This is a genomic window from Nocardia sp. Marseille-Q1738 (genome assembly GCF_965283145.1).
Window position 1 is genome coordinate 1387209 of the sequence record NZ_CBDIMS010000001.1, and the last position, 24827, is coordinate 1412035.

The window sequence follows — 24827 nt, forward strand, 5'->3', positions numbered from 1 at the left end:
CACACCCGCTTCGGGCCTCGGCTTCTGACCGCCGAAAGCCGTACCTGCACGTCCGTCCAGAAATTTTTAGAGGAAGTAGTTCCCTTTTATTGACGGACCGCCTAAGGTTCGCACTGCACGGATCACCTCCGTGTGATGTAACTGACATAGCCGTGGGTCCACGGCCGTGACGTTGGAGGAATCTGTCGCCAATCCGTGCGCGTGCGGTGTGACCGCTCGCGCTTTTTCGTCGACTCGTACGTGGTGAAAACGCCGCGCACCCGAGGTGGGCAGCCGGGAGCAGCGGCTTGTTCGTGCTGCCCGAAAGCATTCGGACGGCTGACGTTTCGCCACAAGTAGGAGGCTCTGGTGCAGGGTGCGGAGCTAGCCGGCCAGCAGGTCGCGCGCCGGACCTCGCCGGTGCTCGCCTCCGGCGCGGCACCGGGCGTCGCGTTCGCCCAGGCGCTGCGAGTGTCGGCGGGCACCGATACTCTCTCGGTGCCGATCGGCGCGCCGGTTTTCGGCATCAGGCGGTACACGCTCGGTGCACGGCTGCGGCCGGTACCGGCCGCAACGCCGGGTGAGCTGTATCTGTCGGGGGTACAGCTCGCCCAGGGCGGCATTGCGGCATCAGGACTGATGGCGTCCTGCATGGCCGACTCCCGCGGTCGTCCGGACGGCCGGTCGGGGGATCCGGTGCCGCGGACCACGCACCCCGAGCCGGATCGCACCGAGTCCGTGACCGCCGTGGGACAGGCGGTCGCGCAGGTGCCCGGTAACGAGCGACTCGGCCGCGACGACGACTCCTGCACATCCGGCGGCAACAGCTCCGTGGCGACCCCGGTCGCCCGGCCGGCCGCCGAACCGAACTGCCCGCTCGGGGTTCGCGATGGGTCTACCGCACGTACGGTGGCCGAACACGGCGAACTCGTCGAGCGGGCCGGTGGATCCAGCGGCGCGTCCTTGGTCGCGCAGCTGCGGGCATGGCCACGGCCGCCGCTGGTTCCGCTGTCTCCCGCGCGGCGGCGCAATCCGTTCCTGCGCTCGAGTGCGAGCCACGCCGTTTCGTTCGTGCTGGGATCGCATGGCCCAGCAGACGCCTTCGAACTGCCGCTCGCCGTCGACAACCCCGAGGCAATCGCGTTCGAACTGCCCGAACTGTCGGTGTCCAGCAGTACCCTGGACACCGGAGCGACCACGCTGGATCTCCAGCTCACGGTCACCGAAAACCCCGCCGGTGCCGGACTCGGGGAAGGTTCGGCATCGGCGGGAATTCAAACGGGGTCCCCTTCCGCCACGCCTCTCGTCTGTGCCGCCGTCGTCGCGCGCTGCGCGCGCCGGTTGGCCGGCTTCTTGCGCGTCACCTCGAACGCCGACATCGCTGCCGACTCGGCGCTGGTTGCCGACTCGGAAGGAAGCCGCTGATGACGCATGCAGATTCGGCCGAGTCCAGCCTGATCGGTACCCGGTCCGCCCCTGGCGATCGCGCGAAGCCGCGCCGTCCCTACGGCATCGACGATCTGCCCGCCCTGATCGCCACCGTCGCCGAGCTGCAGCCGTGGCGAGTGGCATTGCGCCATGACGAAGTCGTCGTCACCTATGCGGCGCTGGCGGCCGAACTCGCGGCGTCGTCCGAAGCCATGGGGCCGGAACTCGGGCCGGACGACCTGGTCGCGGCGGGCGTCTCCAATCGGCTTCCCGCGCTGCTGGAATCCGGCGAGCGCGCGCTCGGCGCGGTACTGGAGGCGCTACTCGACGGTGCGCGCACGGCGGCGCGCGAGGTCCTGTCCGCGCCCGCGCCGGTCGAGACGCTGGTGAGCCGGTTCAAGGAGCAGGTGCGCCGGACACCGGATGCGGTCGCGCTCGAATACGCGGGAGCGACGCTGGCCCACCCGTCGCCCGACCACCACCCCTCATCGAGTCGCTACGCGACGCTCACATACGCCGAATTCGGCGATCGGGTCACCGCGCTGGCCCGGCATCTGACCGCGCTGGGCGTCGGGCCGGAGACCCTGGTGGCCTTGGCCATTCGGCGCTCGTTCGACCTCCTGGTCGGCATGTACGCGATCATCGAGGCCGGTGGCGCGTATCTGCCGATCGATCCCGACGAACCGGCCGATCGCATTGCCGCCGTGCTGATGGTCGCCGAACCGGCTGTCGTGCTCACCACCACGTGGGACGAGCCGGAGTTCGGCGCGGATGTCCCGACGCTGCGGATCGATCAGCTCGCGGGTCTACCTGCGCCGCCCGCCCCCGCGGTCGCACGGTCGGCCGACGACATCGCCTACGTGATGGTCACCTCCGACTCGACCGGACGACCGGAGGGTGTGGCCGTGTCGCACCGGTCGATCGTGGCGAATCTGCGCTGGCGGCAGCGCATGTTCCGGCTACGGGCCGACGACGTGGTACTGCAGCGGACGCCGTGCACCGTCGACGCGTCGGTGTGGGAGTTCTTCTGGCCGTTGGCGATCGGCGCGAGGCTGGTCATCGCCGCGCCGGACGGGGACCGCGAGCCGGCTTACCTGGCCGGTGTGATCCGCGAGAGCGGTGTCACCGTCGCGCGTTTCGCGCCGTCCATGCTCGCGACGTTCGTCGCCGATCGGCACGCGGCGGCGCTGGACTCGTTGCGGATGGTCTTCGCCTCCGGCGAGGAGCTACCGGCCGCGACGGCGGCGGCCTTCCGCGACCTCAGCGGCGCGACCCTGTACCACCTGTACGGACCCAGCGAAGCCGCGATCGATGTGACCGCCCACGAGGTAACCGCCGAGGACGTCACCCAGGTGCCCATCGGTGCCGCCGCCGACGACACCGACCTGCTGGTACTGAACGACCACCTGCGGCCGGTGGCACGAGGTGCGGTCGGCGAGCTGTACCTGTCCGGTGTGCAACTGGCCCGCGGCTACATCACCAGCCCGGGTCTGACCGCCGAGCGATTCGTGGCCAACCCGCAAGGACCGGTAGGGGAGCGGATGTACCGCACCGGCGAAATGGTCCGCTGGAGCGACGACGGCGAGCTGATCTACCTGGGCCGCGGGGCCGTTGCCGCAACGTCGCCGGACAACACCCAGGTCACCGTTCGCACGCGCGAGACTGCCAGCGGGCGGATTCCGGCGCACGCGTCGTCCGACACGACCACGGCGGAGGGCTTCGCCGTCGAGCAATTGGGTGCCGTCGCGCACCCGCTGGTCCGCCGCGACCGGCCGGAGCCGGTTCCGCTCTCGCCCGCGCAGTGGCGGCTGTGGTTCCTCAATCGGATCGAGAGCCAGGACGGCGCCGACAGCGTCCACAATCTTCCGATCGTGCTCCGGTTGACCGGACGGCTGGATGTGAAAGCGCTGGAGCGCGCCGTGCTCGACGTGCTGGCCCGGCACGAGACGTTGCGCACCCTCTACCCCGAGACCGACAGCGGCCCTTACCCATCCGTCCTGGACGCCGCCGACATCGGCCTGGGCCTGCACGCGGTGCCGATCGGCCGCTCCGCGGTGGACGATGCCGTGGCGGGCATCGTCCGCACCGGATTCGATCTGACTACCGAGCTGCCGTCGCGGGTCGCGCTGCTGGCGGTCGACCGGGCGGACGGGTCACGGTTCGTCATCGGCGACGAATACGTGCTGGTGTTCGTCGTGCACCACATCGCAGCCGACGCCCAGTCGGTGGCTCCGCTGGTCACCGATCTGATCAAGGCCTATCTGGCCCGGCTGACCAGCAGACGACCGCAATGGGATGCGCTGCCGATGCGGTACGCCGACTACATCCTGTGGCACGCGGAACTGGTCGGGGCCGAGAACGTCCCGGGTGACCTGTCCTATCAGCAGTTGTGTTTCTGGCGTGACGTGCTCGACGGCGCGCCCGCGCAGCTGCCGCTGCCGACCGATCGGGCACGTCCCGCCGTGGCATCGCAACGCGGCGCGGCCGTGGAGTTCATGATTCCGCCCGAGGTGACCGCCGGTCTGCGCGCGCTGGCCCGGCGTAGCGGAGCGACGCTGTTCATGACGCTGCACGCCGCGTTCGCCGCCACGCTGGCGCGGCTGAGCGGCAGCGCCGATATCGTCATCGGCTCGCCGGTCGCCGGTCGCGGGGACCGTGCGCTCGACGCGCTCGTCGGCTTGTTCGACAACACCCTGGCATTGCGCACGCGGGTTGCCCCGGACGCTTCGTTCGCCGCGCTGCTCGCGGATGTGCGGGACGGCGATTCGGCCGCGTTCGCCAACGCCGACCTGCCGTTCGAGCGCCTGGTGGACGCCATGCAGGTGGATCGCTCCTCCGGCGCGCACCCGCTGTTCCAGGTGATGTTCAGCTTCGAGGCCGCGCCGCCCGCGGTCGGCGGTAGAGAGCTGGAGGTGCCGTGGCTATCGGTGCGACCGGTCGAAATCGCCGCCACAGGAGGTGAATTCGACCTGCACTTGGTCGTCGGCGAGAAGGCCGGATCGGCGGGACTATCCGGAAGCCTCCGCTACGCGACCGATCTGTTCGATGCCGCGACGGCCGAGTCCTACGTGGCGCGATTCCGGAGGTTGCTCGTCGCCGTAGCGGTCAACCCGAACGTGCGCATCGGAGACATCGAGCTGCTATCGGACGCGGAGCGCGCGCGGATCCTGCGCGAGTGGAATGCCACCGCGCACTCGGTCGGCGAATCCGGCACGCTGGCTTCACTTTTCGCTGCGCAAACGGCCCTGACACCGGATGCGCCCGCGATCACCTTCGACCGGACGACGTTGTCGTACGCCCAGTTCGCCGGGTTGGTCAACCGGCTGGCGCGGTGTCTCATCGCTCAGGGGGTAGGTCCGGAATCGCTGGTGGGGCTGTGTATTCGGCATCCGTTCGACCTGGTGGTCGGCATATACGCGGTCATCGAAGCGGGCGGGGGTTACCTTCCGCTGGACGCGGGCCGATCCGCCGAGGAACTCCTCGCCATGGCGCAGCCCGTGTGCGTGCTCACCGACGGGTCCGACCTGAATTGTGCTGCCGCCGAGATACGGATTGATCGGCTCGACCTGTCCGGCTATCCGGGCAGCCCGCTCACCGATGCCGATCGGCGCGCGCCACTGCGCCCGGCGAACACCGCGTATGTGGTGTTCACCTCGGGTTCCACGGGCGTGGTGATAAGCCACGGCGCCATCGTGAACCGGCTGCGCTGGATGCAGTCGGCGTATGCGCCGCTGGGGCCGGGGGATGTGCTGCTGCAGCAAGCGCCCGGCACCGACAACGCATCGGTGCCGGAGTTCTTCTGGCCCTTGCACGTCGGCGCCCGGATGGTGCTGGCGCGACCGGGCGGTCATCGGGACCCGGCCTATCTGGCCCGGCTCATTCGGAGCGAGGGCGTGACGGTGGCGCATTTCGTGCCATCCATGCTCGCTGCCTTCGTTGCCAAGGGAATCGAGGTGCCGTCGCTGCGGGAGGTGTTCTGCTCCGGCGAGACGTTGCCCGGCGCTGTCGCCCAGCGGATGCGTGGGCTGACCCGCGCGGCCGTGCACAACGGCTACGGACCTACCGAGGCGGCGGTGGAGGTGACCTTCCACGAGGTTTCCGACACCGACTTCGAGACCGTGCCGATCGGCAGGCCGATCTGGAACACCAGGGCCTACGTGCTGGACGGGCGGCTGCGGCCGGTGCCGGTGGGAGTGCCCGGTGAGCTGTACCTGGCAGGCGCCCAGCTGGCGCGCGGCTATCTGGGCCGCGCCGGGCGCACCGGTGACCGGTTCATCGCCGATCCCTTCGGTCCAGCGGGCGAGCGAATGTACCGCACCGGCGACTTGGCGATGTGGACCGCCGCGGGCGAGCTGGAGTTGCTGGGCCGCACCGACAGCCAGGTCCAGATCCGTGGCCTTCGGATCGACCACGGCGAGATCGAGTCGGCCCTGCTCGCGGTACCCGGCATCGGGCAGGCCGCCGTCCTGGTGCGCGACGATCGCGGCGCGGGCGAGCAACTGGTCGCCTACTTGGTGGCCACCGGCCCGGTAGAGATCGCCACGGTGCGGGAGGCGGTGGCCGAGCGGCTTCCCGGCTACCTGGTGCCGGAGGCTTTCGTCGTGCTGGATCGCTTCCCGGTGGACTCCTCCGGGAAGCTGGACCGCACGGCCCTGCCCGCGCCCGCGTTCGAACCGATTGTGTTCCAAGCTCCGCGCGGAGTAGCGGAAAGACTTGTCGCCCAGGCATTCACGGATCTGCTTCGAGTGACCGAGGTCGGCGTCGACGACGATTTCTTCGCCTTGGGCGGCGACTCGCTCAGCGCGACCCGGCTCGCCGCGCGGCTGAGCAAGGCCACCGGCGCCGAAGTGGCGGTGCGCACGATCTTCGACGCGCCAACGGTGCGCGCGCTGGCGCGGCGGATCACCGTTCACCGTCCGATCGAGGTCGCACCTGTCACGCCGCCGCCGAGCGAAGGGGTCGCGTTGTCGCCGATGGGGACCGAACCTGTGGCGTCCCCGAGCAAGGGTGCGGCGGCGGGGTTGTCGCCGGTTGAGAGCGCGCCTGTCGTGTCGCTGCCGACGCGGACCAGACGTGTGGCGCTGCCGAGCGAGGTTGAGCCGGGGGCGTCAGCGCCGGTTGAGACTGGATCCGTCGTGTCGCTGCCCGGTGGGAGCGGGACGGTGTCGCCGAGCGAGGCTGAGGCGGTGGCGTTGTCGTCGGTTGGGAGCGCGCCTGTCGTGTCGGTGCCGACTGAGAGTGGGGGCGTGGCGTCGGCGTCGAGTGAGGTTGAGCCGGTCGCGTTGTCGCCAGCTGGGACTGGATCCGTGGTGTCGCCGCTGCTGGGGACCGGACGTGTGGCGCTGCCGAGCGAGGTTGAGCCGGGGGCGTCAGCGCCGGTTGAGACTGGATCCGTCGTGTCGCTGCCCGGTGGGAGCGGGACGGTGTCGCCGAGCGAGCCGGAGGCGGTGGCGTTGTCGTCTGTCGGCAGCGCGCCTGTCGAGTCGGTGCCGACTGCGGGCGAGGGTGCGGCGTCGCCGTCGAGCCGGGCCGAGCCGGTCGCGTTGGCGCGAGCTGGGACTGAACCCGTCGTGTCGCCGCCGGTCGGACCGGTGGCGTCATCGTCGGTCGGGAGTGCGCCTGTCGTGTCGGTGCCGACTGAGAGTGGGCGTGTGGCGTCGCGGTCGAGCCGGGCCGAGCCGGTCGCGTCGACCCCGGTTGGGACCCGACGGGTCGTGCTGCCTCCGACCGCGACCGGACCCGTCGTTTCGCCGCCGAGTGAGACCGGCACTGTCGCGCTGCCGCCGCTCACGCCGCAGGAGCGCGGCGGGCCGATACCGCTATCGATCGCGCAGCAGCGCATGTGGTTTCTGAATCGGTTCGATACCGCGAGCGGTGGATACAACATTCCGTTCGCGCTGCGTCTGACCGGGGCGCTCAATGTGCCTGCCCTGGAGGCGGCCATCGCCGATGTGATCGCACGGCATGAGACGCTCCGCACGCTCTATCCCGAACACGACGGCGTGGCAACGCAAGTGCTGCTTCCTGCCGGGACGAAGCTGGTCGAGCTGGTCGCGCGGCCGGTGCCCGCGGCGCAGGTGTCCGAACTCCTCGGCGCGGCAACGCGGGCCGGTTTCGATGTGACCGCCGAGGTGCCGCTGCGCGTTCGACTATGGCGCGTCGAGGACGAAGCGCCCACTGGTGCACAGGTCCACGTCTTGCTGTTCGTCGTGCACCACATCGTGGCCGACGGCTGGTCTTTCGCCCCGCTGACCCGGGACTTGACCAATGCCTATGTCGCGCGCTGTGCGAGCATCGCCCCGGCGTGGGGACCACTGCCCGTGCAGTACGCCGATTTCGCGATCTGGCAGCGCGCCGCGCTCGGCTCGGCCGATGACCCGGCCTCCGTGCTGTCCGCACAGCTGAGCTATTGGACCGATCGCCTGGCCGGGCTGCCCGACGTGCTGACCCTCCCATCGGATCGGCCCCGCCCCGCGGTCGCCACGAACCGGGGCGGTGTGCTCACCGGACGGCTGGACGCCGCTCTGCACCAGCAGATCCGAGACTTCGCCGCCGCGCATCGCGCAACGCCGTTCATGGTCTTGCACACCGCGCTGGCCGTGTTGTTGAGCCGCTACGGCGCGAACGCCGATGTGGTGATCGGCGCGCCGGTCGACGGACGCGGCGCGGAAGCGCTGGACGACGTGGTCGGTACGTTCGTCAACACGCTGGTGCTTCGCACCGAGGTCCGCCGGGACACGAGCCTGGCCGAGTTGCTCGCGTCCGTGCGCGCGACGGATCTGGCCGCGTTCGATCATGCCGCGGTGCCGTTCGCGCAGGTGGTCGAGGCGGTGAACCCGGTCCGCTCGCAGGCGCACGCGCCGCTGTATCAGGTCGCGCTGACGTTGCGGAACCAGCTCACGCCGGAGTTCCGGCTGCACCGCCTGGCCATCGCCGCGTTCCAGGTCGGACCGGCGCCGATCCACCTGGACCTGGACTGGACGCTGACCGACCGCTACACCGCCGATGGCGCGCCGGACGGCATCGACGTGCACCTGCGCTACGCGCTCGACCTGTTCGACGCGCCGACCGTCGCCGGATTCCTCGCCGCGTTCGAACGCGTGCTGCGCGCCATGGTTCGCGACGCCCGCGTCCTTGTCGGCAAAGTCGAGCTGATGTCGCTGGCGGAACGCGGAATGCTGCTGTCGAACCGCAACGCCACAGCACATGCCCTGCCCGGCGAGACGCTGGACGACCTGCTCACCGCCCGCGTGGCGGCCACGCCCGACGAGATCGGCGTGCGTTATGAGGACTCCGCGATGACGTACGTGGAGTTCGCCTCCCGAGTCAACCGCCTGGCCCGCGCACTCATCGGGTTGGGTGTGGGCCCGGAGGTCATCGTGGGGCTGGCCGCCTCGCGCTCGATCGACATGCTCGTGGCGATGTACGCGATCGTGCGTGCGGGCGGCGCGTACCTGCCGATCGACCCGGCGCATTCCGCCGATCACCTGGCGCGGGTCGTCGCGAGCGCCGCGCCGCGGCTGGTGCTGACGGCGGGCGGCGCGGCGTTGCCCCGCCTGGACGGCGTGCCCGTACTAGACCTCGCCGATCTGGATCTGAGCGGCGTCGCCGAGGGGCCGGTGTCCGACGCGGAGCGGATCGCCGTTCCGCGCTGGGACAACACGGCCTACGTGTTGTTCTCCTCCGATGCCACCGGGCTTCCGACGGGTGTCGCGGTAACCCACCGCGCGATCCTGAACCAATTGCGCTGGCTCGAATTCCGCTACGGAGTCACCGCGTCCGACCGCATTTTGCAGCACGCTCCGCTGACCTCGGACGTATCGGTGTGGGAATGCTTCCTACCCGTCGCGGTCGGAGCCCAGCTGGTGATCGCGCGGCCGAGCGGGCACCTGGACCTCTGGTACGTCGCGAGACTGCTGCGTGAACACGGAATCACCATCGCCGAGTACGCGCCGTCGATGCTGGCCGCGCTGATCGGTCGGGGGATGGGCGACGCGTTGCATTCGCTCCGGCATTTGCGCTGCGGCGGTGAGGCGCTCACCCCGGCTCTGCTCTCCGCGCTGCGCGGCAGTGTGAGCGGCGCGCTGCACAACGCCTACGGCACGACCGAGACAGCGATTTCCGCGATCTGTCACGAGTTCACCGACGCGGACATCGAATCCGGCCGGAAACCGGCGATCGGCCGCCCGTGCTGGAACACCAGGGTCTACGTGCTGGACGCTCGGTTGCGTCCGGTGCCGATCGGTGTCACCGGCGAGCTGTATCTCGCGGGTGACCAGCTGGCGCGCGGCTATCACGCCCGCCCGGCACTCACCGCGGAACGATTCGTCGCCGACCCGTTCGGCGTGCCCGGCCGGTTGATGTACCGGACCGGAGATCTGGTGCGCTGGACCCGCGATGGCACAGTGGAATACCTGGGCCGCAGCGACTTTCGGATGATTCGTGGCGAGCGAACCGAACTCGGCGAGATCGAGGCCGCGCTCGCCGCCGTGACCGGAGTGACGAACGCCGCGGTGCTCCCGGCCGAGCACAACGACGGATCCGCATACCTCGTCGGTTACGTCACCGGTTCGGACCGCAGCCCCGCGGCCGTGCTCGCCGGGGTGCGTGCCCACCTGCCCGCCGCCGAGGTGCCCGCCCACCTGGTCGTGCTCGACGAGATGCCGCTGACCGCCGAGGGCAAGCTGGATCGGTCCGCCCTGCCCGCCGTCGAATGCAGGGGAATCGCAATCCCGGTCCGGGTATCGGGGAACGAGACCGACGCGGTGCCCGGTGAGACGCCGATGACCGACGAGGCCGAGCTCGATCAGTCGGCCGCCGTCCACTGCACGGGAACCGTAGTCGCGTTCCGCGTGTCGCGGGATGGGACCGAGGCTGTGCCCGGTGAGACGCTGATGACCGACGAGGGCGAGTTCGATCAGTCGGCCGCGGTCCACTGCACGGGAACCGTAGTCGCGTTCGGCGTGTCGCGGGATGGAACCGAGGTGGTGCCCGGTGAGACGGTGTTGTCGGCCCAGGGCGAGATCGATCGGTCGGCCCGGCCTGTCGTCGAATGCTTGGCGACCGCGGCGGGGTTCCGGCCGCCGCGGGAAGGGGCCGAGGCGGTGCTCGCCACGCTGGTCGCCGACCTGGTGGGTGTGGCGCGGATCGGCGCGGACGACGACTTCTTCGCCCGCGGTGTCGATTCGCTGCTGGCCGTGCGGTTGGTGGCCCGGGTCAACGCGACCTTGGGCTGCGCGCTGACCGTCCGGGAGGTGTTCGGGGCGCCGACCGTGGCCCAGCTGGCGCGCCGAGTCACGCCGTCGGCGGAGCCGGATGCGCCGTTGTCGCGCCGCGAGCGTCCTATGCGGATTCCCCTGTCGCCGGGACAAACCCGGATGTGGCTGGCACACCGGCTGGATCCGGACTCGGGTGTCTACAACATTCCGTTCGCCATCCGCCTCACCGGCGCGCTCGACTACCAGGCACTGCGCGCCGCCCTGCGCGACGTGATCGACCGGCACGAAGCGCTGCGCACCGTTTTCCCCGACGACGCTCAGGGCCCCGCCCAGGTGGTGCTGCCCGGACCGGACGTGTCCGGGCCGACTCTGCATCCGATCGCGGTGACCGAACCGCAGTTGCGCGACGCGGTGCTGGCCGCGACGGCTGCCGGCTTCGACTTGCGCACTCGGATTCCGTTGCGGGCAAGCCTGTTGCGCATCGGCCATGGCGATCACGTGCTCGTTGTCGTGGTCCACCACATCGCCGCGGACGGCGCCTCCGCCGGTCCGCTGGTCCGCGACCTGATGACGGCCTACACCGCGCGCGTCGCTGGGGAAACTCCACGGTGGCGTCCACTGCCGGTGCAGTACCCGGACTTCACGCTCTGGCAGCACGACGCGCTCGGCGCCGCGGACGACGCGTCATCGAGGTTGTCGAACGAGATCGCTTATTGGCGAGCCGAACTCGCCGGGCTACCCCCGGTGCTGGAGTTGCCCGCCGATCGTCCGCGACCGCCGGTGGCCTCCGGACCCGGCGCCACTGTCGAGTTCGCCGTCCCAGCCGATCTGACCGATTCGATTTCCGAGCTCGCGCGCAGGCACAGTGTTTCGACGTTCATGGTGCTACACGCCGCCTTCGCGACGCTGCTCGCGCGGCTGACCGGGGTGGACGACGTCGCCATCGGCACCACCGTCACCGGGCGCGGCGACAAAGCGCTGGACGACCTGGTCGGCATGTTCGCCAACACCGTTGTGCTGCGCACTCCGGTCGCCGCCGACGCGTCCTTCGCCGAGCTGCTCGGCCGGGTCCGCGACATCGACGTGCGCGCCTTCGCACATGCCGGTCTGCCCTTCGCCCGGCTCGTCGATGAGCTGAATAACGCTCGGTCGCAGTCACATTCGCCGATCGTGCAGGCCATCCTGACTTTCGCGCACCGCGATGACACAGTCATACGGCTGCCCGATCTCACGGTGTCGGCCTACCCGTTCGACAACCCCGTCGCGCAGGTCGACCTGGCCATGGAACTCGCCGAACACCAGGGGAACGCAGGCACCACGTTGCGCGGCGTGCTGCGGTACGCCACGGATCTGTTCGACCGCGCCACGGTCGAGGCGTTCGCGGCCCGCTTCACGCGGGTGCTGCGGACCGTGGTGTCCGACGAGTCGGTGCGCGTCGGCGGCCTGGACCTGCTGGACGCCGCGGAACGCGCGCTGGTGCTGGACCGGTGGAACGACACCGCCGCGCCGGTCGATCCCGCGGCCACCCTGATCTCGCTGTTCGAGGCGCAGGTGGCCAAGACGCCGGACGCGCCCGCGGTCACGGTGGAGGGGCGGACGACGGCCCACGCGACGCTGGCCCACCCGTCGCCCGACCACCACCCCTCACCGAGTCGCTACGCGACGCTGGCCCACCCGTCGCCCGACCACCACCCCCCATCGAGTCGCTACGCGACGCTGACGTATTCGGAGTTCGCGGGCCGGGCGCGGCGCCTGGCGCGCTGGCTGGTCGGAGCGGGCGTCGGCCCGGACGCCCCGGTGGCGCTCGGCATGCGATCCTCACTGGACTTGGTGGTCGGAATCTACGCGGTCACCCTCGCCGGCGGTGCGTGCGTCCTGCTCGACCCCACCCACTCGACCGATCGACTGGAACACGTGCTGCGGACGGTGCGGCCGGTGTGCGTGCTCACCTCGGGTTTCGACCTGGACGCGGGCGAGGCGCGGCAGGTCCGGATCGACCGGCTCGAGCTACGCGGATACTCCGCCGAGCCGCTGACCGCGCTGGACCGGCTCGGCGAGCCGCAACCGGCCCACACCGCGTATGTGATCTTCACCTCGGGCTCGACCGGACGCCCCGAGGGCATGGCGGTTTCGCACGCGGCGATCGTGAACCGTCTCACAGCTATGCAGTCGGCGTATCCGCTGTCGGCGGACGACGTGGTGCTGCACAAGTCCCCGGCCGCAGCCCCCGTCTCAGCATGGGAATTGTTCTTGCCCTTGGTATTTGGTGCGAAACTAGTGGTGGCGCGTCCGGACGGGCACTGCGATCCCGCCTATCTGGCCCGCGTGATCACCGAGCAGCGCGTCACCACGGTGCATTTCGTGCCACCAATGCTGGGGGTATTTCTGGCCGACCCGCGCGCCGCGGACTGCATTACGCTGCGCAACGTCTTCACGTCGGGGGAGGCGCTGCCCGCGGTCGCCGCGCGGCGCGCGCGAGAGGTGATCGGAGCGCGGGTGCACAATCTGTACGGGCCTACCGAGGCCGCCGCGGATGTCACCTGTCACGAGGTGACCGAGGACGACGTGGTGTCGGTGCCGATCGGCGCTCCGGTGTCCAACACGCAGGTGTATGTGCTGGATTCGCGCCTGCATCCGGTGCCGGTTGGTGTCGCGGGTGAGTTGTATCTCGCGGGTGCGCAGTTGGCTCGTGGTTTTGTGGCGCGTCCGGATCTGACGGCGGATCGTTTCGTGGCCAACCCGTTCGGTGCGACGGGTGCGCGGATGTACCGCACCGGTGACCTGGTGGCCTGGACGGCCACGGGTGAACTGAAACACTTGTGCCGCACCGACTTTCGCGGCCTGCGCATCGAGCTGATCGAGATCGAGTCGGCACTCACGGCACTGGATTCGATCGCTCAGGCGGCGGTGCTGGTCCGTTCCGATGAGCGGTTGGGTGACCAGTTGGTCGCGTATGTGATCCCACGGGCGCGACGCAGGATCGACACCGAGGACGTGCGCGCCGCGTTGAGTGCGGAACTGCCCGTGCACCTTGTGCCCGCGTCGTTCGTAGTGCTCGATCGCTTGCCGGTCGACAGCTCCGGCAAGTTCGACCGCAACGCGCTGCCCGCCCCGGTGCCCGCGAACTACCGCGCTCCGGCCACCCGCACCGAGGCGACCGTCGCGCGGATCATGGCGCGGTCGCTCGGCGTCGAGCGGATCGCTGTCCACGACGACTTCCTCGCCCTCGGCGGCGATTCGCTGCTCGCGATCCAGGTCGCGGACCGGCTCGGCGCCGAGCTGGACGTCGAGATCCCCGCACGCCTGCTGTTCGAGGCGTCCACCGTGGCCGCGCTCGCCGCGCGGACGCAACGGCTCATCGGCACCGGCGGCAAGCCTGCGCTGGTACGGCGGCCGCGCCCCCCGCGTGTTCCGCTCTCGCCCGCGCAGCAAGCGTGGCTCTCCAACCGGTCCGACCCGTCTGACGCCGAGCACAACCTCGCGGTGGTGGTTCGTCTCACCGGCTACCTCGACTCGGACACGCTCGCCGCCGCCGTCGGTGACGTGGTCGGCAGGCACGAGACGCTGCGCACCGTGTATCCCGACCTCGACGGCGCCGGTTATCAGCACATTCTGGATCCCGCACCGGTACCGGAGGTCCACTCGCTGGACCCGGCGGACGCGCTGCGCGAGTTCGTCGCCGGCCCGTTCGACCTGACCGCCGAAGTGCCGCTGCGCGTCGGCCTGGTCACCCGTTCCGACCGCGACCATGTGCTCGCGCTGGTGGCCCACCGCATCGCGGCCGACAGCTTCTCGATGGACGTGCTCGTCCGCGACCTCGCTACCGCTTACGCGGCCCGCGCCACCCGCACCGCGCCGGTCTGGGACGAACTCGATGTCCAGTACGCCGACTACGCGCTGTGGCAGCACGAAGTGCTCGGCGCCGAGGATGACCCGGACTCGATGGCCGCGCGCCAGCTGCGGTATTGGCGAGAGACACTGTGCGGATTGCCGGTACAACTCGGCCTCTCCACCGACCGCCCACGTTCCGCCGCCGCTTCCCGCTCGGCGGCGAGCGCGACGCTCGCACTACCGGACGACGTTCGCGACGCCATCGCGGTGGTGGCCGCGCACTACGAGGCAACGCCGCTCATGGTGGTGCACGCCGCGCTGGCGACTCTGCTCGCGCGGTTGTCCGGCACGACCGACATCGCGATCGGCGCGTCCATCCCGGGCCGGGACGACGCGGCGCTGGACGATCTGGTCGGCCCGTTCGGCAACACCTTGGTACTGCGCGCCGAGGTAATCCCCTCCGACACCTTCGCCGCGATACTGCGCCGGGTGCGGGACAACGATCTGGATGCCTTCGCCCACGCCGACGTGCCTTTCGAGCGCGTGGTCGAGGTGCTCGACCCGCCGCGCACGCAGAGGCGGCATCCGCTGTTCCAGGTCGCGCTGCTGTTCCAAGACCTCGCGCCGGTCGCCGCGGACATGGCGGGGGTCACCTTGTCGGGGTACGAATTCGGCCACGAGACAACGTCTTTCGATCTTCGACTAGCCGTCCTCGGCGGGGTGTTGCGCTTCACCTACGCCACCGACCTGTTCGACGCTCGCACCGTCGACACCTTCGGCACCCGCTTCGTCCGCCTGTTGGCCGCGGTGACCGCCGACCCGGAACACGTGGTCGGCGACATCGATCTGTCCGGCGCGGGCGAGCAGCGCAGCAGCGAGCGAAAGGACTCCGCGTACACCGCTTCATGACGAGAGGCACACGCCGAGCACCCCTGGATCCCCCCGAACCCTGACCCGACCAGGAAGAAGGAAAACCGAATGAACAACCCGTTCGACGACGATGACGCCAAGTTCTACGTCCTGATCAACGAGGAGGGTGAACACTCCCTATGGCCGGTCTTCGCCGCCGTCCCCGGCGGTTGGACCATCGCCTACGGCGCCGCCAACCGCAAGTCCTGTCTGCAATACGTGGAGAACCACTGGGTGGACATGCGTCCCAAATCGCTCATCGACGCGATCTCCAACGAGGCGAACTGACCACCTGAATACGCGGGGCGCGCTGGTCTCACATCCCCTGCCGACCGGCGCGCCCCGCCTCGTCTCACGCCTTGGTGCGGGCGTCGATCACCGCGTGGGCCTGTTGCCGCCACTCCGTGACGGCCCTCGTGCGTAAGCCGCCCAGCGCCGCGTCGAACTGCTTGGCGCGCTTGGTGACGGTGAGCCCGACGTAGGTGCGTGCGTTGGTAATCGCGCCGGTCGCCACCGCGCAGGCTTCGTCGACCTCCCCCGAGGCCAGCAGCGCCGTGGCGTGCTCGAAGCGGACCAGGGCGGGTTCCATGGTCTCCGACGGGTCGTACAGCGCCATCGCGCTGGCCGCGGCTGTGGCGGTCTCGTCGGCCCGGCCGAGGCGGGAATATCCGATCGCCTGATAAAAAGCGAGTTTCTCGGGGCGGAAAGAGAAAATACCGACCGAAAGGTCTTCCGGACCGACGTCGTCCAATGCCGCCGCCGATCGTGTAATACAGCGCGCGAATTCATCGGCGTGGCCCAGGTTGGCATGGGCGCGCGCCGCCATTCCCCACAACCATGCGGCAGCCGGGCCATATGACGGATTTTCTTGCAAACGACCGTCGAGTAACTGCAAAACTTCCTTCGGTTTATCGCTATAGGTCGGCAAATACGCGAGTCCGGCCAGGGCGATGTCTTCCGAATAGCGGTCGCCGATGTCCTGCGCGGCGTGGATCGCGGTGGCATACCACATGCGGGCCTGACCGAAATGCCCTTCATTGAACAGGATCTCGCCGACCACGTTCGCCAGTCTGCCCGCGGTGCGCACCAGCCGGACCTGCTGATGGGTGGGTTGCCGTTCGCCGAGACAGCCGCGGACCATGCGGAATTGCTCCAGGCTGGTATGCAGCAGCTCGTGCGGCGGCACCTGCACCACCCGCGTGCCGAGTACCTCGGCGGACTGCTCCAGGAACACCAGTCGCCGCTCGCTGATCGACCCGGCGTCGAGGGTCGTGAGCATCCGCTCCGGTTCGCTTGCCACCAGGTCCGCCGCCTGGCCTGCCATGCCTGCGCCGATGCAGGCCAGCAGTTCTCGCCTTCTCACGTCGTCTTCCTCGACTTCCTTGTCGAGCCCGATTTCCCTACCGAGCTTGCTCTGCCTTTCGGGCGCCGGATCGGCGCTTTCGCGGTCGGTGGCCGACTCCCGCAGCGCTGTGATCGCCCGCTCGAATCGCGCGACGACGAGTGCATCGGCTTCTGACACAACTCTGTCGAGAAGACGCTGGCTAGCAGCGTGCATCCGGGTTGTCCGGCCGTTCTCCCACAGGACTACGGTGCGCGGTGTGACGCCCACCAGACGCGCGAATTCGTAACGGCTTCGCTTCATCGCCGTGCGAAGCGCATGTACTGCTTCGCCCGTCCAGTCGACCTCCACCATAGGTCTCGCTTCCTTGCTCCAGGACGATACAAACGGAAAGTACTCGCAATTACCGCATTAGGGACTGTTATCTACCGAATCGCAACGCGCACTGTTGAAACTGCACCCGGCATCGGGGGTCACGCCCAAACCCTGTCGAGGGCGCCTGTTGCCCGGAGCCCGGCGCACGGTCCCGACACGGCCCGATCCATCCGTGTCGAGCGCGGTTCCGGCGGCGCCTTCTCGGTGCCGGGTGCACGCACTTGTGGAGGTGAAAGATGGACGTGTTGCACTCGGATGTCCGAGAACTGTGGCTGGTACAAAGCCGCGACTGCGCGCAGGAACCACTCGGCCTGAGTTACGACCGCGCGCGATTCATCCGCGCCGTCCACGGTGGGCACGGCGCGAGCTGCCGCCAGTATCTAGCCGCCTCCGCATTCTGTGTCCGGCAGGCCGCTGACCAGTGATCGGCCGTGGAACCGCTGCTGGCCATGCTCAGCGCATGCCTACTGCTGGTGGCCGCGATCACCGCCGTCGGCTCCTGCTTACCCCACAGTGGCGCCTCGGACGCCCACCGGCCACCCGACCAGCCGTTCACCATCGAACAAGCGCACCGAGTGATGCAGTGCCACCTTCCCTGCCGCGCCGACGCCTGCCCGCGTAAACAAGCGGCGTTCCGCACCCTGGTCGCCTCCGGGCGCGTGGTGCCCGACAACCGGGCCGACGGCTACTCCCGCTGACCTCGGACGCGGAGGCGGTGGAAACCGCTCCGGCCCAAAATATTTCGTTCGAATGCGTCCGTGCACTGCTCGGGATTTATGTGAGGGAATCCCGAGCACGCCGAAGTCCTCGTATCTCCACGCGGGGTGGAGATACGAGGACTGTCGCGATCGTGCGTCGAGCCGATAGGCGGTAGCGAGCCGCCCGAACGCCGCCATCGCCGCGCCCCTGCGCCGCCACTGCGAACTCATTTCCAGCACCGCCGTCGTCGCGGCAATCATCATGACCCGCAACGGATTCCGAAACCTCCGAGGCGGCAAACGATGACCAGTCCTCGCCCCACCGAGCCAGACGTCCACCTGAGCGTCTTCCTCCACGGCCTGCGGTTCGATTACATCGCCTGCGCCAGTGCCGCCGCCACCTTCGTCCAGGAATGGTGCGAAAAATACTTCGACGGCGCCGTCACAGTGGTTCCCGGCGAGCCCACCGGCCTGCGCCGCTTGCCGAACGAAAGGCTGTACCTGGACCGCTGATTCAGCCCTGCGGCGCTCGGCCGAACAGGATGACCTGCATGAGGCGGATCACCCGCAGCCGGGAGCATGCCGGGTCGTGCGAGCCGAAGCGCTCGCCCAGGTCGACTACCAGCGCCAGTGCGGCGTGCACCAGCAGGCGCGATTCGGCAGCGGACAGCTCGGGACGCGCGGCGGCGAGCAGTTTTGCCCACTCTTCGACATTGAGCCGCTGGATATTGCGCAGCACGGTGCGCTCCTCCGGCGGCACGTTGCTGATCTCGGCGTAGTAGACGAAGGTCAGCTCGCGCTCGGCGAACGAACCGGCCACGTACAGTTCGACCAGCGTGCTCAGCGCTTGCTCGGGGGTTTCGGCGGCCGCGACGGCGGGCCCGATAGCGGCCGACACCCGATCGGCCGCTCGCCGGAACGCGGCGGCGAGGATATCGCCCTTGCCGCGGTAGAAGCGGTACACCGCGGACGAGGTGGGCAGACCCGCGGCGGTCGCGATGTCCTCCACGCTGACATTCGGGTAGCCGCGCTGATGGAACAGTTCCACCGCGCGTACGAGCAGCAGCTCATGTGTGAATGTCAGCGGAATCTCCGTCGCTGCCAGGGTTTCGGCTTCGGCCCCGCCGGGCGGCAGCGTGCAACCGGCGATCGTGCGGCAGGCCTCGGTCAGCCGCGCGGTCAAGGCACGGACCGGAATCGCGACGTGGTGATCACCGATGCTGCTGAGCACGCTCAGCAAGGCCGCCGCGAGTACGGCGCGGTCGGCCTTGCTCAGCGCGGGCGTGGTTTCGGCCAGCAGCGACATGAGCGCCGCGTTCACGCTCGCGAGCTGTCCGGACAGGGTGGCCGCGTCGGCATCCGCCAGATAGCGGCGCTGCCAGCGCAGAAGCGCCGCACTGCGCCGATTGGCGATGGCGGCCGCGATCAGGGCGTCGAGTACCTGTTCGAGCCTGCGCTCGGCGGGTAGCTCGTCCGCGGTGTCCGGCAGCCGGGCCGCCTCCTGGCTGACCGCGCCCAGCCGCAGCACTTCCTCGCGGAACAGTGCGTACTTGCTCGGGTAGTGGCGATAGAGAGCGGCGGAGCTGATGTCGAGCCGGGAGGCGATGTCCTCCATGCTGACGCCGTGGTAGCCCAGCGCGCCGAACGCCTCCGCCGATGCCGCCGCGATCTGGGCGCGGCGATCGCGCGGTCGGCGCCGGATCTCCCGTGCCGGTTTCTCGCCCGCCGCCTTGTCCGCAGCGCGGCGTTCCTCGGCACCCATGCCGCGATGGTAGCCCAACCGGTCACTTGGTTCAGCGATGTTTCCCTGCTTCGGGAAGGGCTGAACACCGGATCACAACTAGTCCCGAAAGTGGCTGATGCCTATGTATATAGATGAAAATATGATCGAACTGTTCCTAACATAAACTTCCAATTGGGCGCGTTGGACCGAGTGCTATCACGGCATCGGGCGGCCCGCCGCACGGTCGGCTCGAGCGCTCACCGATTCCAAAGACCGGTGTCCGTGGTGATCCCTACCGCGCGGGGCAACCGAAGAGCACCAGCCGCATCAGCAGACGCACCCGATCCTGCGCCGCCAGTGGCTCATTGCCGAAGGCGCGACCGAGATCGACGACCAGCGCGAAGGCCGCGTGGACGAGGATGCGGGCCTCGGCGGGGGTGAGTTCGGTGCGCACCTCGCGCAGCAGCCGGGCCCACTCCTCGACGCTGAGCCGCTGGATGTTGCGCAGCACGGTGCGTTCCTCGGCCGGAACATGCTGGAACTCGGTGTAATACACGAACGTGAGGGCGCGTTCGGCGAACGAACCCGCGACGTACTGCGTGATCAATGCCGTGAGCGCGGCCTCGGAATCGCCGGCCGCCGCGACGGCGGGGCCGATGGCGCCGGAAACCCGTTCGGCGGCGCGGCGGAACGCAGCGGCCAGGATGTCGCTCTTGCCGCGATAGAACCGGTACACCGCCGAGGCGGCCGAAAGCCCTGCGGCGGTGGCGATGTCCTCCACGCTGACGTTCGGGTACCCGCGTTCGTGGAACAGCTCGACCGCTTTGCGCAGCAGCAGTTCGTGTTTGAACGAGTCCGGGATCTCCACCACCGCCACCGGTTCGACCGGACGCTGCGCGGGCAGATCCGCGTTCGCGATCGCCAGGCACGCCGAATTCAGCAGGCGGGCAAGAGATTTCGCGGGAAGTGCGGCGTGATGGTCGGCGATGCTGGTGATCGTGCTGAGCAATGCGGTACGCAGCACGCGCAGATCGTCGTCGGTCGTCTTCGGGCGCAGCGCGGCCACCTGGCTGCCCAGGGCGCCGAGGACCGTGGCCTGCTGATCGTTGAGCGTGATCTGGTCTTCGGGTTCGAGGTATCTGCCCTCCCAGCGCACCAGCGTGACGGTGGGGCGGTTCTCGATCGTGACGGCGATGAGCGCGTCGAGAACATGCCGCAGCCGCTGCTCGGCCGGCCAGTCCGCCGCCTCCTCGGGCAGCTGGACCGATTCGGTCATCGCCCGGCCCACCCGCAGCAGTTCCTCCCGGAACAGCGCGTATTTGCTCGGATAGTGCCGATACAGGGCCGCGGAGCTGATGCCGAGCCCCGAGGCGATGTCGTCCATGCTCACACCGTGGTAGCCGAGCGCGCCGAACGCGGCGGCGGACGCCGCCGCGATCTGGGCCCGCCGGTTCTTCGGCCTGCGCCGGATCTCCCGAGGTGCCGAGTCGCCGCTGCTCGCCTTCCGCGCCGTACGGCGATTGTCGACACTCATGACGAACATCGTAACGACCTGCTGCTATGGGCAGGCTCGCCATGTCATGGGATACGGCGTACGGCTCGCTCACTCAACGGCGAGCCTCGCCCATGACTTCCATGTCACCGATATCGGGTCCGACCCCGAACCCGTACGGATCGGTCAAGACCTGCTCCATCCGGCGCTGACGTTCGGAGACCCCTTCCGGGGCCACGCTCACCGTGTCTTTCTTGGCGGTCTTCCCCAACTCCTTGGCGGCCTGGGCTTGATTGTTCGTGTCGAACGTTGCCACCCCGAGCGTGTGCCACGCATCCAGTAGACGTTTGTCGCCTGACGCCGCGACGAGATCCGGGTCGTCGAGTTGTTCGGCGGAGGAGCAATGAACGGCGTCATATCCCCGCAGTGCACAGCGGTCGGCCAGCTCGGCCGCCCGCAGCATCAACGCCTCGTCGATCTCGATGACCTCGATCTGCGGCCAGAGTTGGTCCAAGAGGCGTCTGCAGGCCGAATAGGTCACGTCATCGAGGCGCCTCAGTCGATGAGCCTGCGCGAGCGCCGCGGAGGTCTCCACATAGAGGAGCCTGTTCGACACCACCGCGTCGGCATCATCCCAGAAGCGACGGCAAGCTCGACTGCTCGGCTCGTCGACCAGGAGCGGAACAAATGCGGAGGTATCGAGATATCCGATCACCGGCGCTGCTCATCGAGGAGTTCACTGACGATGCCGTTCCCGTGGACCGGCTCGGGGGCTGGCTGCTTCTTCTTTCGCGCAGGTTGAACGCGTCCTTCGCTGCGGAGCTGTTCCAGCCGGGTCAGGCGGCCGATCGGAACGATTCGGGCGATCGGCTGCCCGTGGTCGGTAACCGTCACCGTGTGTCCTGATCGGACCTCGGCTAGGTGTCGACTGAGGCTATCTCGTAGCTCTCGGATTCCGACGTCCATGGCAGCAGGCTCCTTTTGTGGCCACATGTCTGTATGCAATTATAGCCACAATGTTCACCCCGTAGTGCGTCGCCGCTGGGTCGCGTACCAGTCGAGCAGGTCGGGGTTGTCCACCGCGCTGCGCTCGACGACGCGGGCGGGGTCGGCGCCCTGGAACAGTTTCTTGATCGGCACCTCCAGCTTCTTGCCGGTGCGGGTGTGCGGGATGCCGGGGGCGAGGATGATCTCGTCGGGGACGTGGCGTGGGGAGACCTCGGTGCGGATGGTGTCGTTGATGCGGGCTTTCAGCTCGTCGGTGAGTTCCGCGCCGGGCGCGAGGACCACGAACAGCGGCATCCAGTAGCCGCCGTCCGGCTGTTCGGCGCCGATCACCAGAGCCTCGGCGATCTCCGGCAGCCGCTCGACGGACTGGTAGATGTCCGCGCTGCCCATCCGGATGCCGTGCCGGTTGAGCGTGGAGTCGGAGCGTCCGTGCACGATCACGCTGTGGTGGTCGGTGATGGTGATCCAGTCGCCGTGCCGCCAGACTCCGGGGAACATGTCGAAATACGCGTCGTGGTAACGCTTTCCGTCTTCGTCACGCCAGAAGTGGACCGGCATCGACGGCATCGGCTCGGTGATGACGAGCTCGCCGACCTCGCCGCGCACCGGCTGCCCCGCCGGGTCGTAGGCGTCCAGCGCGACAGCGAGGTAGGGCGCGGACAGCTCCCCCGGCCACACCGGTACGGTGCGCACGCCGCCGATGAACGCGGATACCACGTCGGTGCCGCCGCTGATCGAGGAGACCTGCACGTGGTCGCCGACGTTCTCGCCCAGCCACAGCGCCGAGGAGGTGGGCAGCGCGGAGCCGGTGATGCCGACCGTGCGCAGCGCCGAGAGGTCGTGGTCGGTGCGCGGCACGGAGCCCGCCTTGATGCAGGCCAGCACATATCCCGGGCTGGTGCCGAGGACGGTGGCGCCGACCTCGGCGGCGATGCGCCACAGCGCGTCGGGTGTGGGATGGGTGGGGCTGCCGTCGTAGCAGACGATCGTCGCCCCGGCCAGCAGGCCCGCGATCTGGAAGTTCCACATCATCCAGCTGGGGCTGGTGTACCAGAAGAACGTGTCCTCGGGCCCGATGTCCGATTGGAGGGCAACGGTTTTGAGGTGTTCCAGCAGCACGCCGCCGTGGCCGTGCACGATGCCCTTGGGCAGTCCGGTCGTCCCGGAGGAGAACACGATCCACAGCGGATGGTCGAAATCGACCGATTCGGTGGTGATCACCGGGGGCGCCGCCGCCGTCGTGGTGATCGCTTCGCTCCACGGCATCGCGTCCGGGACGCGGAGTCCGAGCCGGGGGATCGCGATCGTGCCCTTCAGTGAATCCAGCCCCGCACGCAGCTCGGTGATGTCGGCGCGCTTGTCGTGCGTCTTGCCGCCGAAACGGTAGCCGTCGGCGGTGACCAGGACGGTGGGTTCCAACTGACCGAGCCGGTCCAGCGCGGCCTTCGGCGAGTAGTCCTGACCGCAGGCGCTCCAGACCGCGCCGATGCTCGCGGTGGCCAGGAACGCGACCACCGCCTCCGGGATGTTCGGCAGATACCCCACCACCCGGTCGCCGGGCCGTACACCGAGGGAGCGCAGCGTACGGGCGAAAGTGGCGGTGTGATCGATCAATTCGGCCCAGGACACCTCCCGAATCGGGCCGTCCTCGCTGACCGCTTTGATCGCGGGCCGGTCGGTGCGCAGCTGGCGGATCACTTGGTCCACGTAGTTGAGCCGGGTACCGGGGAACCACCGCGCGCCCGGCATCTCGGCGTTCGCCAGCACCTCGCCGGCGACCTCGCCGAGCTCGAAGTAGTCCCACAGCGCGTGCCAGAAACCGGCGAGATCCGTGATCGACCACTGCCAGAGGTCGTGATAGTCCGCCGCGCGCACCCCCGTGCGCTCGGCGACGAATCGCGTGAAGTCGGTGATCCTGGCAGCAGCGATGTCTTGTTCGGTCGGCACCCATTGTGGCTGCATGGCGGTCCTCCTCGCTGTGGAAACTCGGTGATCAGACGCGGTCGGCGCGTCGCACGATCTGCTCGGCATGCCGGAGTACGGGGGCATCGACCATCCTGCCCTCGAAGGCGAACACACCGCGATGCTTCGGCACTTCCTCGAGCACCCGCCGGGCCCACGCGAGGTCATCCTCCGACGGCGCGTAGGCGGCCCGCAGCACCGGGACCTGGCTCGGGTGGATCGCGACCTTGGCGTCGAAGCCGACCGCGACCGCGTCCTCGGCCTCCGCGCGCAGGCCGTCCAGATCACGAATATCCAAGTAGACCGAGTCCACAGCGAACTGTCCGTACGCCTTCGCCGCCAACAGCGCGGTGGACCGGACCTGCCGGGCCACGTCGCGGTAGCTGCCATCGGCGTGCCTGCTCCCCGTGCCGCCGAGGCCCGCCACCAAGTCCTCGGCGCCCCACATGACGCCGATCGCGTTGGGTGCCAGCACCGCTTGGCCGACCGCAACCGCGCCGAGCGGCGACTCGATCAGCGCGATCACCTCGTAGTTCTCCAGCTCCGTAATCTGTGCCGCTGATTCGCATTTCGGCAGCATGATCCGGCGGTAGCCGGTTTCCGCCAGCGCCGCGAGATCGAGCGCGTGCTCGTCGGTGCCCGCCGCGTTGACGCGCACCACCGTGGTCTCGGGGTCCAGCGGGGTGCCGACCAGCGCGGTGCGCGCCGCCGCCTTGTCGGGTGCGGCGACGCCATCCTCCAAGTCGAGGATCACCACGTCGGCCGCCGCGGCGGCCTTCCCGTAACGCTCCGGGCGGTCCGCGGGGCAGAACAACCAGGCCGGACCCGCCATCTGCCAGCTCATGCGGCGCCACTTCCGGTC

At 69.1% G+C, this 24827-nt stretch carries 12 protein-coding genes; 5 read left to right on the forward strand and 7 right to left on the reverse strand.

Annotated elements, in window-relative coordinates:
• Positions 1 to 348 precede the first annotated feature (348 nt).
• The 3 genes from ACWPXK_RS06370 (at position 349) to ACWPXK_RS06380 (ending at position 15653) form a co-directional block, all read left to right on the forward strand.
• Positions 349 to 1404 (forward strand): hypothetical protein, encoded by a 1056-nt coding sequence (locus ACWPXK_RS06370; protein ID WP_454195037.1) that lies wholly within the window; start codon positions 349 to 351, stop codon positions 1402 to 1404.
• The gene (locus ACWPXK_RS06375; protein ID WP_454195038.1) at positions 1404 to 15365 is read left to right on the forward strand and encodes an amino acid adenylation domain-containing protein; all 13962 of its coding nucleotides are present in this window, start codon (positions 1404 to 1406) and stop codon (positions 15363 to 15365) included. Before ACWPXK_RS06370 ends, ACWPXK_RS06375 begins: the two co-directional genes overlap by 1 nt.
• A gap of 69 nt (positions 15366 to 15434) precedes the next feature.
• Positions 15435 to 15653 (forward strand): MbtH family protein, encoded by a 219-nt coding sequence (locus ACWPXK_RS06380; RefSeq protein WP_454195039.1) that lies wholly within the window; start codon positions 15435 to 15437, stop codon positions 15651 to 15653.
• A gap of 64 nt (positions 15654 to 15717) precedes the next feature.
• Here the strand turns inward: ACWPXK_RS06380 and ACWPXK_RS06385 are convergent, their stop codons facing one another.
• Positions 15718 to 17061: a helix-turn-helix domain-containing protein gene (locus ACWPXK_RS06385; RefSeq protein ID WP_454195040.1), complete on the reverse strand. Its 1344-nt coding sequence runs from the start codon at positions 17059 to 17061 to the stop codon at positions 15718 to 15720.
• A 452-nt stretch (positions 17062 to 17513) separates the two neighbouring features.
• Between ACWPXK_RS06385 and ACWPXK_RS06390 the strand changes: the two genes are divergently transcribed.
• Both ACWPXK_RS06390 and ACWPXK_RS06395 read left to right on the forward strand, forming a co-directional pair.
• On the forward strand, positions 17514 to 17780 hold the full coding sequence (locus ACWPXK_RS06390) for a hypothetical protein (protein ID WP_454195041.1): 267 nt from the start codon (positions 17514 to 17516) through the stop codon (positions 17778 to 17780).
• Between the two features lie 303 nt (positions 17781 to 18083).
• Positions 18084 to 18293, forward strand: a complete 210-nt coding sequence (locus tag ACWPXK_RS06395; protein ID WP_454195042.1) for a hypothetical protein — start codon at positions 18084 to 18086, stop codon at positions 18291 to 18293.
• 1 nt (position 18294) lies between these two features.
• Here ACWPXK_RS06395 and ACWPXK_RS06400 read toward each other — a convergent pair whose 3' ends face one another.
• The 6 genes from ACWPXK_RS06400 to ACWPXK_RS06425 form a co-directional block, all read right to left on the reverse strand.
• Entirely contained in the window at positions 18295 to 19542 is a 1248-nt protein-coding gene (locus ACWPXK_RS06400) for a TetR/AcrR family transcriptional regulator (RefSeq protein ID WP_454195043.1), read from the reverse strand.
• Positions 19543 to 19795: 253 nt separating this feature from the next.
• Entirely contained in the window at positions 19796 to 21037 is a 1242-nt protein-coding gene (locus ACWPXK_RS06405; protein ID WP_454195044.1) for a TetR/AcrR family transcriptional regulator, read from the reverse strand.
• A 73-nt stretch (positions 21038 to 21110) separates the two neighbouring features.
• A complete protein-coding gene (locus ACWPXK_RS06410) occupies positions 21111 to 21710 on the reverse strand; it encodes a type II toxin-antitoxin system VapC family toxin (protein WP_454195045.1) in 600 nt (199 codons plus the stop codon).
• On the reverse strand, positions 21707 to 21988 hold the full coding sequence (locus ACWPXK_RS06415; protein WP_454195046.1) for a type II toxin-antitoxin system Phd/YefM family antitoxin: 282 nt from the start codon (positions 21986 to 21988) through the stop codon (positions 21707 to 21709). Before ACWPXK_RS06415 ends, ACWPXK_RS06410 begins: the two co-directional genes overlap by 4 nt.
• A gap of 27 nt (positions 21989 to 22015) precedes the next feature.
• Positions 22016 to 23965 (reverse strand): acetoacetate--CoA ligase, encoded by a 1950-nt coding sequence (locus ACWPXK_RS06420; RefSeq protein ID WP_454195047.1) that lies wholly within the window; start codon positions 23963 to 23965, stop codon positions 22016 to 22018.
• A gap of 31 nt (positions 23966 to 23996) precedes the next feature.
• Positions 23997 to 24809 carry an HpcH/HpaI aldolase/citrate lyase family protein gene (locus ACWPXK_RS06425; protein WP_454195048.1) on the reverse strand — a complete coding sequence of 271 codons (813 nt, stop codon included), beginning with the start codon at positions 24807 to 24809 and terminating at the stop codon, positions 23997 to 23999.
• Between the last annotated feature and the right edge of the window lie 18 nt (positions 24810 to 24827).